Here is a 19899-nt window from a genome sequence, read left to right as displayed (position 1 = left end):
GCCTGGCGCCACCGGCGGATTTCGCCGAGGTATTTTTTGTGCGGCCAGCTAAGATTCAAAGGTGGTGAACCTTATCCCGGCCGAACCGGTCGATAGCTGCAACCCCGACCCGGTTTGCCGGCGCCCTGTGCCCAAGGGTGATACCCGGCTTGCTTCATTTTTCTGGAGAACGCCCCTGTGATATCGACCGTACACATCGCCAGGCTCAAAGCATGGGGCGCCCATGGTTTTACCGCGACCGGCGTGGTCACTGCCTTTCTGGCAACCCTCGCGCTGCTGGAAAACCAGCCGACCCATTGCCTGATGTGGCTGGGCGTGGCGTTGATCGTCGATGGTCTCGACGGCGCGCTGGCACGCAAGGTCAATGTGCAATCGGTGTTGCCGAGTTTCGACGGTTCGATCCTCGATCTGGTAATCGACTACCTCACCTACGTGTTCATCCCGGCACTGTTCATCTACCGCTACATTCCCCTGCCCGACTACACCCTGCTGCTGACCGTGTCGCTGATTCTGGTGTCGTCGCTGTTCTGCTTCTGCAACGTCAACATGAAGAGCAAGGACAACTATTTCGTCGGCTTCCCGGCCGCGTGGAACGTGGTTGCCCTGTGCCTGTACATCATCGGCCCGGGGCCGTGGATCACCTTTTTGACGGTGATCGGCCTGGCCCTGCTGACCGTCACCCGGATGAAATTCCTCCACCCGTTCCGCGTGCGCCGGTTCATGCCGATCAACATCGCGGTGACGGCGATCTGGCTGCTGTGCAGCCTGTCGCTGGTGCTCAACCACCCAGCGCTCAATCCGCTGGTGATGGCTTTGTGGCTGCTGATGTCGGCGTACTTTCTGGGAATCTGCATCTGGCGCACGGCGCTGGAGTGGTTTGATCGGCCGCACTTGAAATAGCTGCCAGCCCCGCCAAACACCATCTCCCTCTAGGCCTTCGCGAGCAAGCGAAGGTCTAGAGGGGATCTTCATGATGCTGAATCAACGCTGGGTGACCACAATCTCCTGCCTCTAGATCTATTCACTACTAACACTCTCTTTTTAGCGTTCAAGGCTATTAAAACAGCCGATTTCTTGGTGTTCAGCAGCTCTCTTAGTGAATCTTTGAATGCCCGTCAACTGTCAGCTTTGACAGTTGCCGCCTTTACTCTGAACTCGCTACCGTGAAATCGAAAACACGATTCGCCGCTACTCACGGGAGCTCATCATCATGGTCGCCAACACTGACAAACCCATCATCTACGTCGGTACCCTCGGACAAAAAGGTCTCGACTTCGAGCATTTGGACTATCCGGATCATACGGAGGCGTCACATTCGGGGGCGTCATTGCCATGAGCGGCCCGGTAGATGTTTTCGATGACCCCCGTCCTACTCCCCCGGCTGAAGCTGGGGCTTTTCTGATGCCTGTGCAGGAAGTTTTCACGCTCAAAGGTCGCGGTACTGTGGTAACGGGGCGCATTGAGCGAGGTGTTATCAAGGTTGGCGACGAAGTGGAATTAGTCGGTAGACGTGACACAAGAAAAACCACCTGCACTGGCGTCGCAACGTCCAACAAAATGCCGGATGAGGGCCACGCAGGGGAAAATATCGGCCTGTTGCTGGCCGGGCTCCAGCCTCAAGACATTGAACTTGGCCAGGTTGTGGCCAAACCAGGATCAATCAAACCTCACAAAAAATTTACCGCCAGTATCTATGTATTGTCGAAGGAAGAAGGCGGACGTCATACCGCGTTTTCCAGGGAGTTCCGACCCCAGTTCTACTTCCATAAGTCTGACGTGACCGGAGCGATCGAATTGCCAAGTGGCGTTGAAACGGTAATGCCGGGGGACACCGTGGAACTCAAAGTTGAACTGTCCAAATCAATCGCAATGGAGCCAGGTCAGCATTTCGATATCCGTGAAGACAGCCGAACAGTCGGTCGAGGCGTAGTGTCCGAAATCAACGACTGAAACGTTTTCTGAAAGAGCGAGCCTGCTCGCGATCGCGGTGCGTCAGTCGGATATTTTTCCACTGACACACCGCCTTCGCGAGCAGGCTCCCACAACGGTTTTGCATCTTTCCGGACGTTCAGCGCTTGGTGATGACCACCTCCAGATACTCGCTCGGTACCACCAGCGATCCCTCCCCCGCCCGGTTCGACCGGTTCAGCAGATCCGCCAGATCACTCTCCAGCGCCTGCCCGCTTTCCGGCGGCAGCGCCGCGAATGCCTTGTGCACCGGCCCGTACCAGTGGCGGAAAATGTCGATGAAATGCGCCGCCGAGCGATAGCGGAAGTTGAACGTGCGGCGCGTCACCTGCAGCAGGAATTCACGTTCGCCGAAGTGGCTGTGCAACCACGCTTCGGTGCCCCAGTTCGACGGCGGTTGCGCCACGGCGGGCGGCGGTACGTGGCGACCCAGCACCTTGAACATCTGGCCGACGAACCCTTCCGGCGTCCAGTTCGCCAGGCCGATCCGCCCGCCCCGCCGGCAGACCCGCGCCAGTTCCGCAGCGGCTGTGGCCTGATCCGGGGCAAACATCACGCCGAACGTCGAGAGCACCGCGTCGTAACTCTCATCGGCGAACGGCAACGCTTCGGCATCAGCGACTTGAAAGATCACGTCCAGATGCTCGGCCCGCGCCCGGTCCTGGCCACGTTCCAGCAGCGCCGCCACGTAGTCGGTGGAAGTCACCTGACAACCACGTCGCGCCGCCGCCAAAGTGGCATTGCCATTGCCGGCCGCGACATCCAGCACCTGTTCATCGCAGCGCAGGTCGCAGGCCTCGGCAAGGTTCTCGCCGACGATCTGCAAGGTGGTACCGATCAGCGCGTAATCGCCGCTGGCCCAGGCGACTTTCTGGCGTTCTTTCAGGCCCGCCAGATCAATGGGTGTACTCATCAATCGTGCTCCACAGCAGGTTGCAGAACTGACCCACTCACTCACTATCGCGCCGAGGGTCGTCGGCGTCCCTGCCAATCGTCCGAAGAGCCAGTAAAACAAGGGCCGGGCCGATGAATGGCGGGGTTTTGTAAAGCCCTCGAAACACTGTCGGGATTGCCACAGGCGGGGGCAATCGGCTCTTATGCCTTCCCGTGTTCCGAGAATGGATTCCCGTCATGTCCCTGCGCCTTGAATGGCTCGTCGATCACCTGCAACACAGCGACACTTACGCCGAGTGGATCCACCGGCAATTCGCCTACGAATACGCCCGGCAACCCTTGGCCGAATGGCAACGCGAGTTCGCTGCCGGCCAGAGCAACGGCGACTGGCCGTGCCTGATTGCGCTGGATGGCGACCGACTGCTCGGCGGTGCGGCGCTGGCCCGGGCGGATCTGGACCTGCGCCCGGATCTCGGCCCATGGCTGGCATGCGTATTTGTCAGCCCGCAGGCTCGGGGCCGGGGACTGGCGGAACGCTTGATCGAAGGCATCAGCCAGGCGGCGAAACAGCGTGGCTGCGCGCGGTTCTACCTGCACACGCAAAACAAACAGGACTACTACGCCAAACGTGGCTGGACAGTGCTGGAGCGCTTTCACGCCTGGGACAACGAGCAATGGCTCATGGTGCGCGAGCTATGAGCCATTGATGCGAACGGCCAGCGACCGCGGATGCCAGTGAGCACTCAGTTTTCGTTGTTGCAGCCGTCGGCGAATTTGCGGTAATCCAGCACCTGGGTTTTGCCGGCCGAATCGAGGTAGGTCATGCGCGCGTCGACAATGCCGCAGTTCACCGAGGTGTCCTGAGTCATCGACAGCACTTTCTGCACGTCCAGGTGTGTGCCGTAGGTGTAGGTGTGCGGGCTGACGTCGGCTTCGGCGCGAGCCGACAGGGTGCAGATGTTCAGAGCAGCGAACAGGCAGGCGGCGACAACGGTTTTGTGGGTCATGGCGATTTCCTCAAGGCTTGTGTGGGTTGAGCCGAGGCAAGCTGTGTGGGCCTCGATGGAGCCTATTTGAGGCGCGTGAGGTATCGCGTCTGTGTCAGAAAACGCCCGCTATAACTCGCTGTGTATCCCCGCTGCCCGGAGATACACAGCGATACAAAACCCTGCAGAAATCGCGTTTTTGCGTTTGTGTGTATCCCGCGTTGCGCCAGATACACTGCAATACAAACCCGGGCAGGCGAGCAGCCAGAGTATCGATAGACTGCACGGCATTGCCCTTTGATAGAGGTTCTGCACCGATGGAACATGTCGATCACATTCTCATCGTCGACGACGACCGCGAGATCCGCGAACTGGTCGGCAATTACCTGAAGAAGAACGGCCTGCGCACCACGGTGGTCGCCGATGGCCGGCAGATGCGCAGCTTCCTCGAAGCCAACACCGTCGACCTGATCGTGCTCGACATCATGATGCCCGGCGACGATGGCCTGCAGCTGTGCCGCGAACTGCGCGTGGGCAAACACAAGGCCACGCCGGTGCTGATGCTCACGGCGCGCAACGATGAAACCGACCGTATCATCGGTCTGGAAATGGGCGCCGACGATTACCTGACCAAGCCATTCGCCGCCCGCGAATTGCTGGCGCGGATCAACGCCGTGCTGCGGCGCACGCGGATGCTGCCGCCGAATCTGGTGGTCACCGAAAGCGGTCGCCTGCTCGCCTTCGGCCGTTGGCGACTGGACACCTCGGCCCGCCACCTGCTGGACCAGGACGGCACACTGGTGGCGCTGAGCGGTGCCGAATACCGCTTGCTGCGAGTGTTCCTCGATCATCCGCAACGGGTGCTCAGCCGCGATCAGTTGCTCAACCTGACCCAGGGTCGCGAGGCTGATCTGTTCGACCGTTCCATTGATCTGCTGGTCAGCCGCCTGCGCCAGCGTCTGCTCGACGATGCGCGCGAACCGGCCTGCATCAAGACCGTGCGCAGCGAGGGCTACGTGTTCTCGCTGCCGGTGGAGATCCTCGGAGCCTCGGCATGAGCCTTAAGTTGCAGTGGCCGCGCACCCTGGCGTCGCGGTTGTCGCTGATCTTTCTGGTCGGGCTGATCCTCGCCCAGGCACTGTCGTTCGGCGCGCAGTATTACGAGCGTTTCCAGAGTGCCAGAAGCACCATGCTCGGCAATATGCGAAGCGACGTCTCGACTTCGATCGCGATCCTCGACCGCTTGCCCGCGCAGGAACGCCCCGCCTGGCTCAAGCAACTGGCCCGCACCAACTACGACTATCTGTTGAGCGACGGCGATCCCGGTGCCCCGCTCGACGCCGACGAAGTGCCAGTGGCCGTGACTTCGATCAGCGCCGCAATCGGCGGCGCCCACCCACTGACTTTCACTCGGTTTGCCGGGGAGCAAAAACACTTTCAGGCCCATGTGCGCCTGAGCGACGGCAGCCCGGTGACCATCGATGTGCGTCCGGCCATGCCGCCGCTGTCGCCGTGGCTGCCGGGGGTCTTGCTCGGGCAACTGGCGCTGCTGATCGCCTGCACCTGGCTGGCAGTGCGCATCGCCATCCGCCCCCTCGCCCGCCTCGCCAACGCCGTGGAAACCCTCGATCCCAACGCTCACCCGGTCATGCTCGACGAGCGAGGCCCTACGGAAGTGGCCTACGCCGCACGGGCCTTCAACGCGATGCAGGCGCGCATCGCCGCGTATCTGAAAGAGCGCATGCAACTGCTGGCGGCGATCTCCCACGACCTGCAAACCCCGATCACCCGCATGAAGCTGCGCGCAGAATTCATGGACGACTCGGTGGAGAAAGACAAACTGTGGAACGACCTCGGCGAGATGGAGCATCTGGTGCGCGAAGGCGTGGCGTACGCCCGCAGCATCCACGGTTCGACCGAGGAAAGCCGGCGCACCGACCTCGACTCGTTCCTCGACAGCCTGGTGTTCGACTATCAGGACATGGGCCAGGACGTGCAGCTTCAGGGCAAGAGCGCGGCGGTGATCGAGACCCGGCCCCAGGCCCTGCGCCGGGTGCTGGTGAACCTGACCGATAACGCGCTGAAATTCGCCGGGGCGGCGCAGTTGCAGGTCGACACCGGCGACGGTCTGTCGATCAAGGTCATGGATCGCGGGCCGGGCATCGCCGAAGCCGAGTTGCAACAGGTCATGCAGCCGTTCTACCGCGTGGAAAACTCTCGCAACCGCAGCACCGGCGGCACCGGCCTGGGCCTGGCGATCGCCCAGCAACTGGCCATGGCCCTTGGCGGGTCGCTGACCCTGAGCAACCGCGAGGGCGGTGGGCTGTGTGCAGAACTGAAATTGCCACTGCATGCCTGACCCATACAAATCCCTGCAGGCTCACGCCTACAAGGGGATTCGCAGGGTTCACAAAGTCTGCAGGTTGCCCCAGCCCGGCTAGACTGACTGATGACCCAGTCGAGGGGGCTGCAGGACGCATCCGTCGCCCTGCCCGTTTCCACGACCACCGCCCGGTGGCGTATGCCTCGACCTTCAACGCCGCCGGACTGTGATCCTGTTTCAGGAGCACATGTGATGGACGAGGCCCGACTCAACGCATTCATGGGCAAACTGGTCAACGACATGGGCGGCGCCGCGATGCTGGCGAACGTCATCGTTGGCGAAGAACTCGGGCTGTACCGGGCAATGGCCGACAGTCAGCCGATCACCCCGCAAGCCCTCGCCGAAAAAACCACCTGCAACCCCCGACTCGTCCGTGAGTGGCTCAGCGCCCATGCCGCGTCCGGCTACATGGAACATCACGATGGCCAGTTTCGCCTGCCGGAAGAACAGGCGCTGGCACTGGCCGTCGAAGACTCACCGGTGTACGTCGCCGGCGGGCTCGGCGTGGTGGCATCGTTTTTCCACGACAAGGACAAACTGGTCAAGGCGATGCGCGGCAACGGCGCCCTGCCCTGGGGTGACCACCACCCGTGCATGTTCAGCGGCACCGAACGCTTCTTCCGCCCCGGCTACAAAGGTCACTTGATCGCTGAATGGCTGCCGGCGCTGGACGGCGTGGTGGCGAAACTCGAAGACGGCGCCAAGGTCGCCGACATCGGCTGCGGCCACGGCGCCTCGACGGTGATCATGGCTCAGGCGTTTCCCAACTCGCGCTTCGTCGGCTTCGATTACCACGCGCCGTCGATCACCGTCGCCACCCAGCGCGCTGAAGAAGGGGGTGTCAGCAGCCGGGCGAAATTCTTCCAGAACACCGCCAAAAGCTATCCCGGCGGCGACTATGACCTGATCTGCTATTTCGACTGCCTGCACGACATGGGCGACCCGGTCGGCGCGGCCCGGCATGCCTACGAATCGCTGAAGGACGACGGCACGGTGCTACTGGTCGAACCGTTCGCCAACGATACGCTGGACGACAACATCAACCCGGTCGGTCGGCTGTTTTATGCGGCGTCGACCTTTATTTGCACGCCGAACTCGCTGTCACAGGAAGTCGGTCTCGGCCTCGGCGCACAGGCCGGTGAAATGCGCTTGCGCAAAGTGTTTGCCGAGGCCGGGTTCAAGCATTTTCGCCGGGCGACGCAGACACCGTTCAATCTGATTCTGGAGGCGCGCAAATAGATACCGGGACTGAAACCCGTGGCGAGGGGGCTTGCCCCCGTTGGACTGCGCAGCAGGCCCGCTTTTTGAGGGCTGCTCCGCACCCCGACGGGGGCAAGCCCCCTCGCCACAGAGGTAGGTGCTAATCTGCTTGGCACCCCAATTGCCCCGGAGTGCTGACCATGCTCGACAGCCCGATCCGCGAACACCTCGACATCCTGCACCAGGCCATGGCCGATGGTGGCTTTGTGGTGCTGACCGGCGCCGGCATCAGCACGCCGTCGGGCATCCCGGATTACCGCGACAGCGAAGGTGTGCGCCGGGGCCGGCAGCCGATGATGTACCAGGAGTTTCTCGCCGCCCCCGAATCCCGCCGTCGCTACTGGGCGCGGGCCATGCTCGGCTGGCCACGGGTGCGTCAGGCGCAGCCGAATGCGGCACATTCGGCGCTGGCCGAGTTGCAGCGCCAAGGGCAAATCGACGCCTTGATCACCCAGAACGTCGACACCTTGCACGATCAGGCCGGCAGTCATGACGTGATCGAACTGCACGGCAGCCTGCACCGGGTGTTGTGCCTGGATTGCGGCCAGCGCAGCGCGCGCGATGATATTCAGCAGCGAATGGTTGAACAGAATCCGTATCTGGCCGGGGTCGACGCGGTGCAGGCGCCGGACGGCGATACCCTGCTCGACCCGGCGTTCGAAGCACGTTTTCAGACACCGCAATGCCCCTATTGCGCAGGCGAGCGGATGAAACCGGACGTGGTGTTCTTCGGCGAGAACGTGGCGCAGCCGACGGCGGCCCGGGCCATGGCCGCAGCGGAAGATGCCAAGGGCTTGCTGGTGGTGGGCTCGTCGCTGATGGCGTATTCGGCATTTCGCCTGTGCCGGGTGATCGCCGATCGGGGCAAGCCGTTGATGGCGATCAATCTGGGCAAGACCCGGGCGGATGAGTTGCTGGATTTGAAGATCGAAGCGTCGTGCGAACAACTGCTGCCGTTGCTGGCTCAACACCTGACCACCTGAATCCGCACTCCCCTGTAGGAGATGCCGCAGGCTCGGGCCGCGTTCGGACGATCTTTTGATGTTGTTTTTTAGAAGCAAGATCAAAAGATTGCAGCCTGCGGCAGCTCCTACAGGGGGTAATGATTTCAAGTTCAGTGTTCAGCCTTGAGGATGTCGAACAGTGCCTGCGCCGCCGCCGACAGGTCATTACCCGGGTCGGTCAGCACGCCAATCGCCCGCTCCACCGAGTCATTCAAAGTCAGGCAACAGGCGCCCAGCTCCAGCATCTGCTCGGCGCACAACGCCGGCACCGCACTGACCCCCAGCCCGCTGGCGACCATACGCCCGACCGTTGCCAGTTGATGGCTTTCGAATTCCACCGGCAGCTTCATGCCCCGGGCCTGCAGGTGTTCTTCGAGCATCACCCGCACCGTCGACGGCCGTTGCAGGGTGATGAACGGTTCCTGCAGCAAGGTCTGCCAGTCGATTTCGTTGCGCCCGGCCAGCGCCGAATCCTGCGGCACCACGGCGACAAAACGGTCCATGTACAGCGGCGTGAACGTCAGCGAGGTACTCTGCATCGGCTCGAACGCCACGCCCAGTTCCACCTGCCGGTCGCGGACCATTTCCAGCACTTGTTCGTTGATCACGTCGTTGACCGTGACGTTGACGTTCGGATAGCGCGCACGGAAGGTCTTGAGGATCGGCGGCAGCAGATTGCCGGCAAACGACGGCATCGCCGCCAGCGTCACCCGCCCGCGTTGCAGGCTGAAGCGCTGGCGCATTTCGTCTTCGGCGTTGTCCCAGTCGGCGATCAGGCGCCGGGCCAGCGGCAGCAGTGACTCACCCTCGGCGGTCAGCGCCACGTTGCGCGTATTGCGACTGAACAGCCGCCCGCCTAGGCCCTCTTCCAGCGCCTTGATGGTCAGGCTCAGCGCCGATTGCGACAGGTGCAGACGCTCGCAAGCCACGGCGAAGCTCAGGCTCTGGGCCACGGCGAGAAAGGCGCGGATCTGTTTGATGGTCATACTGAATACGCCTTGATCCTTGTAGGAGCTGCCGCAGGCTGCGATCTTTTGACTTTAAAAGACAAGAGCAAAAGATCGCAGCCTGCGGCAGCTCCTACCGGTAATGGAGTCTATTGTTGAGTTTTATCTATCAATCAACCTTAAAAATCAACTTAACAAATATATCCTCCAGCGAGACACTCCAGTCATTCGGCTAGCCAGCCGCCCGACAAACAATAAAAGAGGTGCATATGGCAGGTTTCGACAAGCGCGTGAATTCCTACGAGGAAGCCTTGGCAGGTCTTGAAGACGGCATGACCGTGATCGCCGGCGGCTTCGGCCTGTGCGGCATCCCGGAAAATCTGATCGCCGAGATCAAGCGCAAAGGCACCCGCAACCTCACCGTGGTCTCCAACAACTGTGGCGTCGACGGTTTCGGTCTCGGCGTGCTGCTGACCGACCGCCAGATCAGCAAAGTCATCGCCTCCTACGTTGGCGAAAACAAACTGTTCGAAGAGCAACTGCTCAAGGGCGACATCGAAGTCATCCTGACCCCGCAAGGCACACTCGCCGAGAAAATGCGCGCAGGCGGCGCCGGCATCCCGGCGTTCTTCACCGCCACCGGGGTCGGCACCCCGGTCGCCGAAGGCAAGGAAGTGCGTGAGTTCAAAGGGCGCAAGTACCTGATGGAAGAGTCCATCACCGGTGACTTCGCCATCGTCAAAGGCTGGAAAGCCGACCATTTCGGCAACGTCATCTACCGTCACACCGCGCAGAACTTCAACCCGCTGGCCGCCACCGCCGGCAAGATCACCGTGGTCGAAGTCGAAGAAATCGTCGAACCCGGCGAGCTGGATCCGTCGCAGATCCACACCCCCGGCATCTACGTCGACCGGGTCATTTGCGGCACGTTCGAAAAACGCATCGAACAGCGCACCATCCGCAAATAACTCAAGCCCAGACGGAGAACAACAACATGGCACTTTCCCGCGAACAAATGGCTCAGCGCGTCGCCCGCGAAATGCAGGACGGCTTTTACGTGAACCTCGGCATCGGCATTCCGACCCTGGTCGCCAACTACATTCCCGAAGGCATGGAAGTCATGCTGCAATCGGAAAACGGCCTGCTCGGCATGGGTCCGTTTCCGACTGAAGAAACCATTGATGCCGACATGATCAACGCCGGCAAACAAACCGTGACCGCACGCATCGGCGCGTCGATCTTCAACTCCGCCGAATCCTTCGCGATGATCCGTGGCGGTCATGTCGACCTGACCGTGCTGGGCGCGTTCGAAGTCGACGTCGAAGGCAACATCGCCTCGTGGATGATTCCCGGCAAGCTGGTCAAGGGCATGGGCGGCGCCATGGACCTGGTGGCTGGCGCCGACAACATCATCGTGATCATGACCCACGCGTCCAAGGACGGTGAGTCCAAGCTGCTGTCCAAGTGCAGCCTGCCGCTGACTGGCGCCGGGTGCATCAAGCGGGTGCTGACTGACCTCGCCTATCTGGAAATCGAAAATGGCGCTTTTGTCCTCAAGGAACGCGCACCTGGCGTCAGCGTCGAGGAAATCGTCGCCAAAACCGCTGGTAAACTGATCGTCCCGGATCACGTACCGGAAATGCAGTTCACTGCCCAGTGAGGAATTCGAAGATGCAAGACGTCGTAATTGTTGCCGCCACGCGCACCGCGATCGGCAGTTTCCAGGGTTCCCTGGCCAGCGTGTCCGCGGTTGATCTGGGCGCGGCGGTGATCCGCCAGTTGCTCGAGCAGACCGGCCTGGACGGTGCGCAGGTCGATGAAGTGATCATGGGCCAGGTACTGACCGCCGGCGCCGGCCAGAACCCGGCGCGTCAGGCCGCCATCAAAGCTGGCCTGCCCCACGCCGTTCCGGCCATGACCCTGAACAAGGTCTGCGGCTCGGGCCTCAAAGCCCTGCATCTGGGCGCGCAAGCGATCCGTTGCGGCGACGCTGACGTGATCATCGCCGGCGGTCAGGAAAACATGAGCCTGTCCAACTACGTCATGCCGGGTGCGCGCACCGGTCTGCGCATGGGCCATGCGCAAATGGTCGACACCATGATCAGCGATGGCCTGTGGGATGCGTTCAACGATTACCACATGGGCATCACCGCAGAAAATCTGGTCGACAAGTACGACATCAGCCGCGAGCAGCAGGACGCCTTCGCCGCGGCCTCGCAGCAGAAAGCGGCCGCCGCGATTGAGGCGGGTCGCTTCGTTGATGAGATCACCCCGATCCTGATTCCACAGCGCAAAGGCGACCCGGTGGCGTTCAAGGTCGATGAACAACCGCGTGGCGACACCACCGCCGAATCCCTGGCAAAACTGCGCCCGGCGTTCAAGAAGGATGGCAGCGTCACCGCCGGCAACGCCTCGTCGCTGAACGACGGCGCCGCTGCGGTGATCCTGATGAGCGCAGAAAAAGCCAAAGCATTGGGCCTGCCAGTGCTGGCGAAAATCGCCGCGTATGCCAATGCGGGCGTTGATCCGGCGATCATGGGCATCGGCCCGGTTTCCGCTACCCGCCGCTGCCTGGACAAGGCGGGCTGGAACATCGGCCAACTGGACCTGATCGAAGCCAACGAAGCCTTCGCCGCACAATCGCTGGCGGTGGCCAAGGATCTGCAATGGGATCTGGACAAGGTCAACGTCAACGGCGGCGCCATCGCCCTCGGTCACCCGATCGGTGCGTCGGGCTGCCGCGTGCTGGTGACCCTGCTGCACGAGATGATCAAGCGTGATGCGAAAAAAGGTCTGGCGACCTTGTGCATTGGCGGTGGTCAGGGCGTGGCGCTGGCGCTGGAACGCACTTAAACAACGAGTTCAACGGCGGGTGGCGGATCCACGACATCCACTGCTCGCTGGCAACAAAAACCCGGTGCGACTTGCGTTGCACCGGGTCTTTTTTTGTCCATTCAAAATCTTCTTTGAATCGGCTGGCCCTATCGCGAGCAGGCTCACTCCTACAGGGAAACGCGTTCCAAATGTAGGAGCGAGCCTGCTCGCGATGGGGCCAATTCAGACGCCACAAAACCCTCAGTCACACCGCCATTTGCAGAATCAGCCACGCATTCGCCCCACTGATCACCGCAAACAAGCCCCACGCCAGCACCCGGGTCGGCAGCCGGTTCACAAACGGCCCCATCAGTTGCTTGTCGCTGGTCATGCGAATCAGCGGGTACAGCGCAAACGGCAGTTGCAGGCTCAACACCACCTGACTCAACACCAGCAGCTTGCCCACCGCGTTGTCGCCCATCAGCCACACGCCGATAAACGCCGGGATCAGCGCCAGCCCGCGGGTGATCAAACGCCGCTGCCAGCAGGGAATCCGCAGGTTCAGATAGCCTTCCATGATCACCTGTCCGGCGATGGTCCCGGTGAACGTCGAGCTCTGCCCCGACGCCAGCAGGGCCACGCCGAACAGCACACTCGCCAGCGCACCGCCCACCAGCGGATCGAGCAGGTGATAGGCGTCCTGAATATCGACCACGTCGGTATGCCCGGACTGGTGAAAGGCAGCCGCTGCCAGAATCAGGATCGCCGCGTTGACCAGCAGCGCCAGGGCCAGCGAACCGATGGTGTCGATGCGCGCCAGGTTCACCGCGTCCTGCTTGCTCGCCAGGTCCTTGCCGATCATCCGCGTCTGCACGATCGAGGTGTGCAGGTAGAGGTTATGCGGCATCACCGTCGCGCCGAGGATGCCGATCGCCAAGTACAACGGTGCCGCGTCACTGATTGCCGAGAGCGATGGTTTGAAGCCGGCGAACACCTCCGGCCAGTAGGGTTTGATCAGCACCAGTTCGACGAAGAAACACACGCCAATGGTCGCCACCAGCACCAGCATGATCGCTTCCAGGCGACGAAAACCACGGTTCTGCAGGGCCAGCACCAGCAGTGTGTCGAAGGCGGTCAGGGCGATGCCGAAGGTCAGCGAACAACCGAGCAACAAGTGAAAGGCCAAGGCACAGCCGAGCACTTCTGCCAGATCGGTGGCGATGATCGAAATTTCCGCCAGCACCCATTGCAGGCGCGCGGTCGGGGTGCTGTAGCGCTCGCGGGACAGTTGCGCCAGATCGCGGCCGGTGGCAATGCCCAGGCGCGAACACAGGCACTGCACGACCATCCCCGCCAGACTCGCCAGCAGCACCACAAACAGCAGGCTGTACCCAAAGCGCGAACCGGCCTCGATGGCGGTCGCCCAGTTGCCCGGGTCCATGTAGCCGATCGACACCAGTAACCCTGGACCGGCGAAGCGCAGTGCGCGTTTGAAGAACGAGGCGTTCGGGTCAACCGCGACACTGCCGGCCACTTCCGGCGGACAAAACGGCGCGGTGGCGATTTTGGGTAAGCTGAATTTCACGCACACATCCAGAAACAGGTTCGAAAGGCGCAGCTTAGACGTTTCAGCGCCAGCCTTGAAGATCAACAGATCGCCGCCTGCGGCAGCTCCTACAGAGGACACATCCCAATGTAGGAGCTGCAGGCTGCGATCTTTTGACTTTAATGGCTCATACCCAGTAATTGCTGACGCAACTCGGGACTGCGCGTGCGCGGATCCAGCCAGATATCAAAAAACGCCCGGGCAAACTGCGGATCATCGATTTCATGCTGCAACTGCTGACCGACAAAAAACCGTGCGCCCTGCCCCGGCAAGTACACGCCAGTGATTCGCGTACCAGCCTGCACATCAACGAACGACTGCTGCATCTGCACTTGCCACGCGGCCAGTTGCGCCGGGCTGACGCCAGTGCCGGCCAGGCGTTTGATTTCGTCGACGCTGGCCTGCACCAGATCATCACGGGAAATCTTGCGCCGATAGATCAACTCCAGGGCAAAGGGCTGTTCGGTCGACAACGGGCGTGCCGCGCTCCACAACCGCGCGTTGTACACGTCGAAACCGAACACACTGAAATCGCCGGTACCGATGACCTGCGCGCCGGGCACGGCGTCCTGCCAATTGGCCCAGGTCGGCGTCAGTAACAGCGCCCACAAGCCGATGCCACAACACCCACGCACCACCTTCGATGGTTTGCTCATCGCGGCATCGACTCCGGTAAACCCTGATACTCAGAGCATAGTCGGCGATCAGCGCCAGCACGTTGTATACAATTCATGCCGAACAATGCAGCAATCGACCAGCGGCAATGCTAACGTGGCCCTCTCTCACCCGACGGAGCCACCCGCGTGCTGATGCTCAAACTGCTGCTGATCCCCGGTTTTCTGCTGCTGATTTCCCTCGCCGGCAAGCGCTGGGGGCCGAGCGTGGCCGGGTGGTTGTCGGGGTTGCCGGTGGTGGTCGGGCCGATATTGTTTTTCCTCGCCATCGAACAGGGGGCGCCGTTTGCCGCGCAATCGGCGGTCGCGGCGCTGTCGGCGATGTTCGCCATGATCGCGTTCTGCGCCACCTATGCGCAGGTCGCGCAGCGGGCAAACTGGCCGTGGGCGCTGACGATTTCCCTGGCGGTGTGGGCGGTGCTGGCGCTGGTGCTGTCGCTGATTCCGCTGTCGCTGCCGTTCTCGGTCGCGGCGGCAGCCACGGCCCTGCTGGCGGCGCCGTACCTGTTCCCCCAGGTGCAACCGGTGCTGAATGGCCCGGCCCCGAAGTCGGACAAACTGCTCTGGCGGATGATTGCCGGGGCAGCGCTGACGCTGCTGGTGACGATGCTCGCCAGTACCGTGGGCGAACGCTGGAGCGGTCTGCTCGCGGTGTTCCCGGTGCTCGGCAGCGTCATGGCGGTGTTCTCCCAGCAGACACGCGGCCCGGCATTTACCGCAGCATTGCTGCGGGCAACGGCCACCGGGATGTACTCGTTTTCGGCGTTTTGCCTGGTGTCGGCGCTGACCCTGCCAAGCCTCGGTCTCAGCGGATTCATCGCCGGTGTGGCGGTGTCGCTGGCCATGCTCGGGGTCACCCGCAAACTGCTGGCCCGGCCAGCCCCGGCAAAGGCCCGCCACCCCAAGGCTGACGCGAGCGCCTGACAAACCGCGCTGGAATGCCATGCACGCTCCGTGGGATCATCGCCGCCCTGGCGCGACCATCCCTCGGAGATTCACATGTCATTGCTCAGCAAGAAAGCCGTCGTCCTGTTGCTGGCGGCGGTCGCCGGCTTCGGCGCCATCAATGCCCAGGCGGCCAAGGCCAAGGAAAAAGCCTCGACCAACAGCGTGTCGATGCTCGACGGCAAGTTCACCTTCGTCCTGCCCAAAGGCTTCACCGCCGACCCGTTGCCCGCCGGCCCGACCGGTGCCAAGGGCACGATGTACACCAATCAGGCCACCAAGACCGTGGTCATCGCGGCGGAAAATCAGATCGCCGGCGGCACCACCGTCAAGGACAACGACAATGAGTTTCTCGACGGCAGTCTGGCGAGTTTCATCGATGACCAGCGCAAGGCCCTGCCGGACTTCAACAAGCTCAGCGAAAAAAGCCTGACCCAGAAAAGCAGCGGCCTCGGTGTGCGTCAGGTCGACAGCACCGCCACCCAGGGCGGTGGTCAGACGCTCAACACCACCCTGCTCGCAGCGTCCGGCAAGCGCATGGCGCTGGTCCAGGTGATTTCCCGGGCCAGCGACAAGAGCGGTCACGAGGCGCTGGTGAAAACCATCCTCAAGGACAAATGATCGTCACGGATTGAGCTGCTGCAGCCAGGCGTTCAAGTCCCGCAGTTCGGCGGCGCTGATGCTGTGGCCAACGCCGGGATAGGCGTGAAACTCGGGGGTGTAGGCGAGTTTTTGCAGCAGCGCATTGGCCTCGGTGCCGTCGTGGTACGGCACCCGATCATCGGCGGTGCCGTGGCCGATGAAGATCTTCAGCGGCAACGGTTGCTGCTCGGCCTTGAGCTCGGCTTTCAATACCGGCAACAGCCGTCCGCTCAACGCCGCGATGCCGCCGACCGCCACGGGCGGACGCAAGCCCAGCTCGTACGTCATCATCGCGCCCTGGCTGAAGCCGATCAGGTACACCTTGTCCGGGCTGGTGTGATATTTCTTCGCTGCCTGCGCGACAAACGCCCGCAACTTCTGACCACTGGCCTTCAGATCATCGGTCTCCCCGTTGTAGGCCCCTTCGCCTTTCTTGCGAAACCACTGGAAACGCCCTTCGCCCAACGCCAGCGGTGCCTGCACCGACAGGTAGTTGTACTGCGCCGGGAGCTGGAACTTCATGCCGATCAGATCGGCTTCGTTACTGCCGTAACCGTGCAGGAAAATCACCAGCGGCCGGGCGTCCGCGTCCGGGTGAACCTGTTCGATGTACTTCAATGGCAAGTCGCTTTGCAGCGTGGTTTGCGCGTGGACGGCGCTGGACGCCAGGAGGGTTAACAGGGCAAACGCCTTCAACATAAAGCCTTCCTTCACAGGGTGTCGGGTTCGGGGGGAGCCTAACACTTGCCTGAAGATAGTGGGGTTGGCGAGAGCGCTATCGCGAGCAGGCTCACTCCTACAGGGGTACGCATTCCAGATGTAGGAGTGAGCCTGCTCGCGATGAGGCCGGAAAATCCAAAGAAGATCCCTCAGTCGTTGATCAGCTTGCCCACCCGAATCGGCTCGCGCCCCGCCACCTTGGCCTGCCAGATTCCCGGCTGGGTGTAACGTCCGCGATCGATCGCAAACAAGACCCCACTGGTACCGGCGCGGACCGTGGTGAGGCGGTCATTCAGCGGATCCACCACCTCGAACAGCGCATCGCCCTGCTCGACCCACTCCCCGGCATTGCGCAGGAAACTGACCACACCGTGGTGCGGTGCGAACAGGTATTCGGTGCCTTCGAACGGCATGCCTTCACAGCATTCCTGCGGCGCCGCCGGCCATTCGCCGCCGATGAAGCCCTGCTCGGCGAGAAACCCGAGAATCGCTTCGCAATTGGCCTGGGCCTGATCGACCCGGGTATCGCCCATGCTGCCCAGTTCCAGAGTGGTGGCGAGGTTGGCCGGGGGAATCGCCGCGTTCGGGAACGTTCGCGCCAGACGCAACCACGGTGCCGAGCACGATTCGTCGAACGAACTGCCGCCAGAGTCTTCGCACAGCAACGCCACGCCGGCCTTCAGTCGCGCCGCCAAGGATTGCCAGCGCGGCCAGTGTTGCGGCAGCGCGTAGAGATGGATCGCCGCATCGAAATCGCAATGCAGATCGAGGGTAATGTCGGCATCGCAGGCGTGGCGCAGCAACAAGCGGTGCAGCGCTTCGAGTTGCGAGGCCGGGGCTGGCAGCTCATCAAGCACCTGACCCATGGTCTGGCGGATCAGCGCAATGTTGGCCTCGACTTCGCTGCCCAGCCGCTCGCCGATCCGCGCCGCCACCGGTGCGCTGAGTTCGACAAACGCGCGGTTGAAATTCTTGCCGCTGCCCAGTTCGAAGCGGCCCATGTGGCTGCCTTGCAGGTGCTGATCGAGGCCGATCGGGTTGGCCACCGGCACCAACTCGATCACACCTTGCAGACGGCCCTGCTGTTCCAGCTCGTTGAGGCGCTGTTTCAGTTCCCACGCGGTGCGCATGCCCGGCAGCTCGTCGGCGTGCAGGCTGGCCTGGATATACACCTTGCGGCTGCCCGCGCCGTAACGAAATACGCTGAGGGAACGTTCGCTACCCAGATGGCTCCAGGGCAGAACATGGTCGATGCGTTGCATGAGAAAACTCCTGAATGGCTGGATCACGCAGATCCCCTGTAGGAGTGAGCCTGCTCGCGATAGCGGTTTGTCAGGCACTAAAGTGGCTGAATGTTAAACCGCTATCGCGAGCAGGCTCACTCCTACAGGGTTCTCCTATGAATCAGAGCACAAAAAAAGTGGCCACCGTCTGCACGGGGCCACTTTTTTCCTACGGCGTATTAATGGCCGTACACGTCAAAGTCGAAGTACTTGTCCTGGACTTTTTTGTATTCGCCATTGGCGCGGATTTCGGTGATGGCCTTGTTGAATTTCTCGGCCAGCTCGGTATCACCCTTGCGTACCGCAATACCGGCACCACCACCGAAGTACTTGGCGTCTTCGTAGGTCGGGCCGACGAATTCGAAGCCTTTGCCGGCGTCGGTTTTCAGGAAGCCGTCGCTCAGGTTGACCGAGTCGGCCAGAATCGCGTCAAGACGGCCGGACTTCATGTCGAGGTTGGCTTCCTGTTGCGAGCCGTAACGCACCACTTCAAACCCGGCATCCTTGGCCATGTCGGTGGCGTAGCGGTCGTGGGTACTGGCACGCAGCACGCCGACTTTCTTGCCCTTGAGCTCGGTCAGCGGGTCTTTGACACCGGAGCCTTCCTTCATCACGAAGCGCGCCGGGGTGTGGTAGTACTTGATGGTGAAATCGACGTTCTTCTTGCGGTCGTCGGTGATGGTCATCGAGGACAGGATCGCGTCGATCTTCTTCACTTTGAGTGCCGGGATCAGACCATCGAACTCCTGCTCGACCCACACGCATTTGACGTCCATCTGCTTGCACAGGGCATCGCCAATGTCGACGTCAAACCCGGTGAGTTTGCCGTCAGCGGTTTTCATCGAGAACGGCGGGTAAGCGGCTTCGATCCCGAGGCGGATCGGCTTGGCGTCTGCAGCCACAGCGGTCAGGGACAACATCGACAGTGCCAGGGCACCGAACATCACTAGCTTCTTCATTTATTACTCCTGTGTGCGGAGGCTTTTATTGGCAGCTTTCGATTGGCGTTCGGTCATGGCCATTTAACGGCAAAAACCGAAGTGGACGGCAGTCTATGGCGGCGCGCACAGGGTAAATTGTGTTTATGCGACAAATACTTACATATCATCGGCGCACTCGTTGACCGGGATCAATGGTGCGCCGACATGGTGCAAAGGCTGTAGGACAAATCTTTGAAAACAACAAAAATTACCGTGTAGGAGCTGCCGTAGGCTGCGATCTTTTGACGTTGTTTTTAAGAACAAGAGCAAAAGATCGTCCGAACGCGGCCCGAGCCTGCGGCAGCTCCTACAAAAGCATTTTCAGCATTCGCAGGCGATGGGGGTTTTGGCGGGTTGTACGACGCTCAGGGTAAAGCCCTCATCCAGCCATCCGGTCACGCCGCCGATCATCTCTTTGACCGGGTAACCCAACGCCGCCAGTTTCACCGCTGCCTTGTTGGCGCCGTTGCAGTGCGGGCCGGCGCAATAGACCACGAACAGCGTGCTCTTCGAGTAATCCGCCAGGCCTTCGGCGGTCAGCAAGCGGGTCGGGATGTTGATGGCGCCCGGCACATGACCACGTTCGAACGCCAGCGGACCGCGCACATCGACCAGCACAAAATCGACTTCACCGGCCTCCTGGCTGCTGTACACATCGGAACAATCGGTTTCAAACGTCAGACGGTTGCTGAAGTGCATCAGGGCAATCGCCGACGGTGCAGCAGGCATTTCGCGAACCAGGCTGGTCATGCTGTGTAGCTCCTGTATCGGTTGGGGTGTGAACAGACTTTAT

At 61.5% G+C, this 19899-nt stretch carries 21 protein-coding genes; 12 read left to right on the top strand and 9 right to left on the bottom strand.

What is annotated here, in order from left to right; translation table 11 throughout:
• Nucleotides 1–177 precede the first annotated feature (177 nt).
• A complete protein-coding gene (gene pcsA, locus NN484_RS07690) occupies nt 178–900 on the top strand; it encodes a phosphatidylcholine synthase (RefSeq protein ID WP_215502649.1) in 723 nt (240 codons plus the stop codon).
• 432 nt (nt 901–1332) lie between these two features.
• Nucleotides 1333–1950 carry an EF-Tu C-terminal domain-related protein gene (locus NN484_RS07685; protein ID WP_215502648.1) on the top strand — a complete coding sequence of 206 codons (618 nt, stop codon included), beginning with the start codon at nt 1333–1335 and terminating at the stop codon, nt 1948–1950.
• A gap of 118 nt (nt 1951–2068) precedes the next feature.
• Here NN484_RS07685 and NN484_RS07680 read toward each other — a convergent pair whose 3' ends face one another.
• Nucleotides 2069–2881 (bottom strand): class I SAM-dependent methyltransferase, encoded by an 813-nt coding sequence (locus NN484_RS07680; RefSeq protein WP_215502647.1) that lies wholly within the window; start codon nt 2879–2881, stop codon nt 2069–2071.
• Between the two features lie 218 nt (nt 2882–3099).
• Between NN484_RS07680 and NN484_RS07675 the strand changes: the two genes are divergently transcribed.
• Nucleotides 3100–3561 carry a GNAT family N-acetyltransferase gene (locus NN484_RS07675; protein ID WP_274658820.1) on the top strand — a complete coding sequence of 154 codons (462 nt, stop codon included), beginning with the start codon at nt 3100–3102 and terminating at the stop codon, nt 3559–3561.
• Nucleotides 3562–3605: 44 nt separating this feature from the next.
• Here the strand turns inward: NN484_RS07675 and NN484_RS07670 are convergent, their stop codons facing one another.
• Nucleotides 3606–3869, bottom strand: coding sequence for a DUF2790 domain-containing protein (locus tag NN484_RS07670; RefSeq protein ID WP_127651744.1), 264 nt, complete (start codon nt 3867–3869; stop codon nt 3606–3608).
• A gap of 296 nt (nt 3870–4165) precedes the next feature.
• Here NN484_RS07670 and NN484_RS07665 point away from each other — a divergent pair, with 296 nt between their 5' ends.
• From NN484_RS07665 to NN484_RS07650, 4 genes are all read left to right on the top strand, one after another.
• Complete coding sequence (locus NN484_RS07665) at nt 4166–4906, top strand: response regulator (RefSeq protein WP_127651745.1); 741 nt, start codon at nt 4166–4168, stop codon at nt 4904–4906.
• Nucleotides 4903–6207, top strand: a complete 1305-nt coding sequence (locus NN484_RS07660) for an ATP-binding protein (protein WP_274658819.1) — start codon at nt 4903–4905, stop codon at nt 6205–6207. The genes NN484_RS07665 and NN484_RS07660 overlap by 4 nt, the downstream gene beginning before the upstream one ends.
• A 216-nt stretch (nt 6208–6423) precedes the next feature.
• Entirely contained in the window at nt 6424–7470 is a 1047-nt protein-coding gene (locus NN484_RS07655; protein WP_127651747.1) for a class I SAM-dependent methyltransferase, read from the top strand.
• 161 nt (nt 7471–7631) lie between these two features.
• A complete protein-coding gene (locus NN484_RS07650; RefSeq protein WP_215502645.1) occupies nt 7632–8474 on the top strand; it encodes an NAD-dependent protein deacetylase in 843 nt (280 codons plus the stop codon).
• A 131-nt stretch (nt 8475–8605) separates the two neighbouring features.
• Here the strand turns inward: NN484_RS07650 and NN484_RS07645 are convergent, their stop codons facing one another.
• Nucleotides 8606–9481: a LysR family transcriptional regulator gene (locus NN484_RS07645; protein WP_215502644.1), complete on the bottom strand. Its 876-nt coding sequence runs from the start codon at nt 9479–9481 to the stop codon at nt 8606–8608.
• Between the two features lie 230 nt (nt 9482–9711).
• Here NN484_RS07645 and NN484_RS07640 point away from each other — a divergent pair, with 230 nt between their 5' ends.
• The 3 genes from NN484_RS07640 to NN484_RS07630 are packed head-to-tail and all read left to right on the top strand — an operon-like array spanning nt 9712 to nt 12295.
• A complete protein-coding gene (locus NN484_RS07640; protein ID WP_127651750.1) occupies nt 9712–10410 on the top strand; it encodes a CoA transferase subunit A in 699 nt (232 codons plus the stop codon).
• Between the two features lie 26 nt (nt 10411–10436).
• Nucleotides 10437–11102, top strand: a complete 666-nt coding sequence (locus NN484_RS07635; protein ID WP_127651751.1) for a CoA transferase subunit B — start codon at nt 10437–10439, stop codon at nt 11100–11102.
• Nucleotides 11103–11113: 11 nt separating this feature from the next.
• Nucleotides 11114–12295 (top strand): acetyl-CoA C-acetyltransferase, encoded by a 1182-nt coding sequence (locus tag NN484_RS07630; protein ID WP_215502642.1) that lies wholly within the window; start codon nt 11114–11116, stop codon nt 12293–12295.
• 226 nt (nt 12296–12521) lie between these two features.
• On the opposite strand, the gene NN484_RS07625 is transcribed toward NN484_RS07630, so the two are convergent.
• Together NN484_RS07625 and NN484_RS07620 are read right to left on the bottom strand one after the other, a co-directional pair.
• Entirely contained in the window at nt 12522–13841 is a 1320-nt protein-coding gene (locus tag NN484_RS07625) for an Nramp family divalent metal transporter (RefSeq protein WP_215502641.1), read from the bottom strand.
• 140 nt (nt 13842–13981) lie between these two features.
• A complete protein-coding gene (locus NN484_RS07620; protein WP_127651754.1) occupies nt 13982–14518 on the bottom strand; it encodes a chalcone isomerase family protein in 537 nt (178 codons plus the stop codon).
• A gap of 147 nt (nt 14519–14665) precedes the next feature.
• Here NN484_RS07620 and NN484_RS07615 point away from each other — a divergent pair, with 147 nt between their 5' ends.
• Both NN484_RS07615 and NN484_RS07610 read left to right on the top strand, forming a co-directional pair.
• Nucleotides 14666–15460: a hypothetical protein gene (locus tag NN484_RS07615; protein WP_274658817.1), complete on the top strand. Its 795-nt coding sequence runs from the start codon at nt 14666–14668 to the stop codon at nt 15458–15460.
• A gap of 75 nt (nt 15461–15535) precedes the next feature.
• A complete protein-coding gene (locus NN484_RS07610) occupies nt 15536–16102 on the top strand; it encodes a DcrB/PsbP domain-containing protein (protein WP_127651756.1) in 567 nt (188 codons plus the stop codon).
• Nucleotides 16103–16105: 3 nt separating this feature from the next.
• Here NN484_RS07610 and NN484_RS07605 read toward each other — a convergent pair whose 3' ends face one another.
• From NN484_RS07605 to NN484_RS07590, 4 genes are all read right to left on the bottom strand, one after another.
• Nucleotides 16106–16822 (bottom strand): alpha/beta hydrolase, encoded by a 717-nt coding sequence (locus NN484_RS07605; protein WP_215502639.1) that lies wholly within the window; start codon nt 16820–16822, stop codon nt 16106–16108.
• Between the two features lie 170 nt (nt 16823–16992).
• A complete protein-coding gene (locus NN484_RS07600; protein ID WP_274658816.1) occupies nt 16993–18105 on the bottom strand; it encodes a M14 family metallopeptidase in 1113 nt (370 codons plus the stop codon).
• A 200-nt stretch (nt 18106–18305) separates the two neighbouring features.
• Complete coding sequence (locus NN484_RS07595; protein WP_127651759.1) at nt 18306–19085, bottom strand: ABC transporter substrate-binding protein; 780 nt, start codon at nt 19083–19085, stop codon at nt 18306–18308.
• 342 nt (nt 19086–19427) lie between these two features.
• Nucleotides 19428–19856 (bottom strand): rhodanese-like domain-containing protein, encoded by a 429-nt coding sequence (locus NN484_RS07590; protein ID WP_274658815.1) that lies wholly within the window; start codon nt 19854–19856, stop codon nt 19428–19430.
• Nucleotides 19857–19899 lie beyond the last annotated feature (43 nt).

Source organism: Pseudomonas serboccidentalis, assembly GCF_028830055.1.
Taxonomy (GTDB): domain Bacteria; phylum Pseudomonadota; class Gammaproteobacteria; order Pseudomonadales; family Pseudomonadaceae; genus Aquipseudomonas; species Aquipseudomonas serboccidentalis.
The sequence above is the reverse complement of the archived record's forward strand: the minus strand, read 5'-3'. Positions and strand labels throughout refer to the sequence as shown.